The sequence below is a fragment of the Roseinatronobacter alkalisoli genome (assembly GCF_028745735.1).
GTDB lineage: Bacteria > Pseudomonadota > Alphaproteobacteria > Rhodobacterales > Rhodobacteraceae > Roseinatronobacter > Roseinatronobacter alkalisoli.
Genome location: NZ_JAQZSM010000078.1, coordinates 1 through 4,571 on the forward strand (window position 1 = coordinate 1; position 4,571 = coordinate 4,571).

Genomic DNA, 4,571 nt, shown 5'->3' on the forward strand with positions numbered 1-4,571 from the left:
GGCCCAGACCGCATAAGCGACGATCTCGCGGGGGAAACGAAAACCTTTCAGGCGCGGAAGAGAGGATGGTATACTCATGACCGCACACCTACGCCAATCGCGCAGCGCAAACAACTTGGCAATGCCGCCCCGAGTCATCGCCGCAACAGCCCCATCCCTTATGCCAGAGGCATCTAGCGTGAGCGTCAAAGGCCGTGTAGACATATTGATAGAGATCCGCCAACACTGGCAGAGGGAAAGTATGGCATCCGCGCAGCAACTGATAGGTTTGGTCAAAAGCCATGCCGAAGGTAACGCTGATCGTTTTTACGATCTGGCGATGCAGTTGTCTGCCGCAGAGGAGCAAAAGGGACATACCCGCTTGGCCGAACAGCTTCGCCAGTGGGCCGAAGCTGGCCAGAAGGCGCCCGAAATACGTAGCCCTGCAATTACGCCACTTGCAACTCCACGTGGCGATTTGGGGCAGTTTCTTGCAGCATCCTATCCGTCTGAACGGCTGGCGGATGTGATTCTCCCTCTGCAGATCGAGGAAGAATTGGCCCACATTGTCATTGAAACCCGACTGCGCGAGAAGCTTGAAGAGAAGGGTTTAAAGCCTCGGCGGCGTCTGCTGTTTTCTGGCCCTCCCGGCACCGGCAAGACGCTAAGCGCATACGCGCTGGCGGGCGAACTCCAGTTCCCGCTATTTTCGGTCATGCTGCACGGTCTGATCACCAAATTCATGGGCGAAACGGCCCAGAAGCTCAAGATGGTCTTCGACGCGATCAAAACCACACGTGGCGTCTATCTGTTCGATGAAATTGATGCTTTGGCGGCAACAAGGAGCAACGACAACGATGTTGGGGAAGCTCGCCGCGTTCTGAACTCATTTCTTCAATTCTTGGATGAAGACACCGGCCCGTCCATTGTCGTTGCCACGACTAATCTACCCGGCATCCTCGACCGCGCCGTTCTGCGTCGCTTTGATCTCGTCCTTCCTTATGAAATGCCTGATGCTGCTGCGATTCAGCAAGCTCTCGAACGCCGCCTCATCGGTTTTTCGTTGAGCCGCATAGGATGGAAGCGTGTCACTGACCACGCCCGCAGTCTTTCGACCGCAGATGTGGTAGCCGCAGCAGAGGACGCGGCGCGCAGAGCAGTCCTCAGTGACACCGACAAGATTGCAACAAAAAATTTGATTGATGCCCTTGAACGCCGTCGCGCGTTACACGGCATAGGAACGGACGAGCATGTCAAGAAACCTGCGTCATTTCCATCTCAGGGATCTCGGGGCAAATAAGCCGTATCAGTCGAAGGGAGGCGGTAGCGGCAAGGGACCAAGTGACGTTCGCGATAGGGAAGGTCATGCTCAAAACTTGCTTCGTGCACTCGATGCCCTGCCGAATGTAAAATCCGATGGATTGCCGGGGTTGTATTTAGAGGTATCCGGACGTCAAGGCGAAAAGCTGAAACGTGACAGCCTCGACACCAAGCACCTCAGCCTGCTCAAATACGAGGAAGGAAAAAACCGAGCGGATGGGATGGATAGGGCGACCATTTTTGCAACAGCGAAAGGCGTAGAAGACTTTCGCAAGAAGGTCGACCAGTTTCGAACGGAGAACAACCCCGACCGAGAAAAAGATGGTCAGGCTATCCCGGGAAGGCCAAAAAACGCCGATCTCGTGCAGAGTGTGGCGGCCATCATCGAAGCAGGTTTACGCGCGTTATGGCGAAGTCCTAACCATAAATTTCCAGCTGCCAATACCGATGCGCTTTGGGAGATATGGCTCGATCCAGATGGTGCTGATCGTTTTACTCGGATGGCGACAGACTATGGGCTCGAACCGGGAAGCGAACAACTCAAATTTCCTGAAGATGTTGTCATTGTTGCGAGCGGAACCCGAGATGCTCTTGCAGCCGCTGTCCGGAGGATAGGAGGGGTACGTGCTCTCGCGGCACCTTCAGTCACGGCTGATTTCTTTCAAGGTTTGCCAGTGCAGGAGCAGGCAGAGTGGGTGGAGGAGCTTGTCAGGCGAACCAGCTTTCCACCAAATGCTGATCCTAGTTTCATCACTCTGCTGGATACTGGCGTCAGTCGCGCTCATCCTCTGATTCAGCCATCTTTGTCACCTGGTGATCGTCACGCTGCTGATCCCGCATGGGCAGTGGACGACATGAAAGGGCACGGAACACGGATGGCCGGCCTTGCACTCTTCGGTGATCTCACTACGACGCTTCAACAAATGCAGCCGGTCGAAATTCATCATCGGTTGGAATCGGTCAAACTTCTTCCCGATGCGGGTGAGAACCCACACCACCTTCTCGGGGCTATTACCCGCGATGCTATCAATACGGTTGAAGCACAAGGGGCGCGGAGACGCATCTTCTCCATGCCGGTTACCACAGGCGAGGACACCCCACATGACGGCGCGCCCACTTCTTGGTCCAGCGCCATCGACGAACTCGCTGCAGGTGTCTTAGGTCAACAGAAAATAAAGCGATTGCTGCTCATCTCCGCAGGGAACACTGACAACTTCACCTTCAGAGCGGGCAATTATCTCGATCGATGCGACCACCCCGACAATGAGATACAAGCGCCTGCACAAGCATGGAACGCTTTGTGCGTAGGAGCCTACACGGAAAAAACAGTCCTGCCAGCTGGCGAAGGGACGAGAGCCGTCGCGCCGTTCGGCGACCTGTCGCCTGCCTCGCGCACTGCCTCGTGGTCGTCCCACTGGCCATTGAAACCGGACGTCGTGCTTGAAGGCGGAAACTGGGCAGCCAGCAACAGCCCACCACCGATGCGGCATGGTTGGCTATCCCTGTTGTCGACCGACCATCGTTATCCGCAGCGGTCATTCTCATTCACCTTTGATACCAGTGCTGCGACAGCCCTTGCAGCAAATCAAATATCGACTCTGTGGGCGGAGTATCCGAAGCTTTGGCCGGAGACAGTACGTGGTCTCTATGTGTCATCTGCCAGATGGACCACACAAATGCGTTCACACCTGCCTGCCGGGGTTGCGCCGCCAAAAGGAAGTTATGCCCCCCTTTTCCAACGTTATGGCTATGGGGTGCCAAATCTTGATCGCGCAAGACGAAGCGCATCGAACGCTTTAACTCTGATCGTCGAGGACACGATCACTCCCTATGGACTTTCTGAGAAAACCGGCAACGATATTCATCATGAGCTGAAGTTCGCCGCTTTGCCATGGCCAGTAGAAGAGCTGCGTAAGCTTGGCAGTGCTGATGTCACGCTGCGCGTCACGTTAAGCACATTCATCGCTCCAAACCCGTCCGAACCATCGCGGGGCAATCGATACCGATACGCGTCTCACAACTTACGCTTCAAGATCAATCGCGCCGACGAGAACGAAGCCCAGTTTCTTGCTAGGATCAACAAGGCTGCCGAGCAACCTGACGAGCCAGAAAGCGATGAACAGGATGGATGGGTTTTTGGTAGCAATCGGCGCGACGTTGGTTCTCTGCACATTGACCAATTGACCTGTAAGGCATCCGATCTCGCCCAACGAAACCTCATAGCCGTACATCCCGTGGCAGGTTGGTGGAAGGCGAAGTCGCGACTACAGGAAGAGTTGCCCACTGTCCGATATTCGCTCATCGTTGAAATTGATGCCGAAGAACTGGAATGCAACCTGCATGCGGAGGTTGCTGCTGCTATCGAGGCGATGACGGCAGTTGGAGTGGTTGTCGCCGTTTGAGCGAAACCAGTGGAGCGGTGACTTTGAGGAATGCCACATCGCGGCATGAGGCGGGACCGAATGACGGCAAAGGCTTGGGGGACGTTGAGAAACGCTCCCAAGAGACGCGACTTTGCAAACTCCGCTCCCTGCCAACAGCCGCCGCTCAGATCATCCATGCTGCCGCTGCAGCGAATGACCGCTTCCAAGAACAGCCCGAACCCGGCGGGTTTCCCCGCCGGGTCCAAGGGGGAGACCCCGTTCTTTTCAGAACGGGATCTCGTCGTCTTTGTCGACCAACTCGGGGTTTTCACTCTCGGCCGATTTCGGGCGGCTCAGGAAGTCGACCTTCTCGGCGATGATCTCGCAGCCGTAGCGGTCGTTGCCCATGCTGTCGATCCACTTGCTGTAGTGGATGCGGCCGTGGACGAGGACCTTCATGCCCTTTTCGCAATGCTCCGCGACCGTTTTGCCCAGACCGTTGAAGCAGGTGATGCGGTGCCATTCCGTGTCCATCACCCGGTAGCCGTTCTCGTCGCGCAGGACGCGACCTTCCGAGAGGCGGGGGCGGGAGGTGGCGAGGCTGAAGTTGGTGATGTTGGTGCCGCCTTGGGTGGTGCGGGCTTCGGGTTTTTGGCCAATGTTGCCGGCGAGGATGACGATATTCTGCATGTCTAGCTTCCTTCTGTGTCCTGTCTTCGGGACCGTCCCTTCGACAAGACCCGGAAAAAGCCCGTCGGGTGACGCGTGCACGGTGGACAGCATGGACACCGGAAACCCCCAGAGGGCATTGCCAAGTTGTTTGTGTGGCATGACTTGGGTAGATGGTGACCGATGCAAGTGCCACCGTCCATGCCGCGCCTGAAAGGCTTTCGTTTCCCACGTAAGATT

Annotated in this window: 3 protein-coding genes and 1 pseudogene; 2 read left to right on the top strand and 2 right to left on the bottom strand. The window is 56.2% G+C overall.

The annotated features are described in order from the left end of the window. Nucleotides 1-78: pseudogene (locus PUT78_RS23035) on the bottom strand (IS6 family transposase); the annotation flags it as partial. A 163-nt stretch (nt 79-241) separates the two neighbouring features. Here PUT78_RS23035 and PUT78_RS23040 point away from each other — a divergent pair. Together PUT78_RS23040 and PUT78_RS23045 are read left to right on the top strand one after the other, a co-directional pair. Continuing rightward, nucleotides 242-1,279 (top strand): AAA family ATPase, encoded by a 1,038-nt coding sequence (locus PUT78_RS23040; protein WP_274354563.1) that lies wholly within the window; start codon nt 242-244, stop codon nt 1,277-1,279. Continuing rightward, entirely contained in the window at nt 1,230-3,701 is a 2,472-nt protein-coding gene (locus PUT78_RS23045; protein ID WP_274354564.1) for a S8 family serine peptidase, read from the top strand. Before PUT78_RS23040 ends, PUT78_RS23045 begins: the two co-directional genes overlap by 50 nt. 246 nt (nt 3,702-3,947) lie before the next feature. On the opposite strand, the gene PUT78_RS23050 is transcribed toward PUT78_RS23045, so the two are convergent. Continuing rightward, nucleotides 3,948-4,352 (bottom strand): single-stranded DNA-binding protein, encoded by a 405-nt coding sequence (locus tag PUT78_RS23050; protein WP_274354565.1) that lies wholly within the window; start codon nt 4,350-4,352, stop codon nt 3,948-3,950. Between the last annotated feature and the right edge of the window lie 219 nt (nt 4,353-4,571).

Excerpts from the sequence above, each read along its gene's own strand:
- PUT78_RS23040 (WP_274354563.1), top strand. The coding sequence starts at position 242 with ATGGCATCCGCGCAGCAACTGATAGGTTTGGTCAAAAGCCATGCCGAA.
- PUT78_RS23045 (WP_274354564.1), top strand. The coding sequence starts at position 1,230 with ATGTCAAGAAACCTGCGTCATTTCCATCTCAGGGATCTCGGGGCAAAT.
- PUT78_RS23050 (WP_274354565.1), bottom strand. The coding sequence starts at position 4,352 with ATGCAGAATATCGTCATCCTCGCCGGCAACATTGGCCAAAAACCCGAA.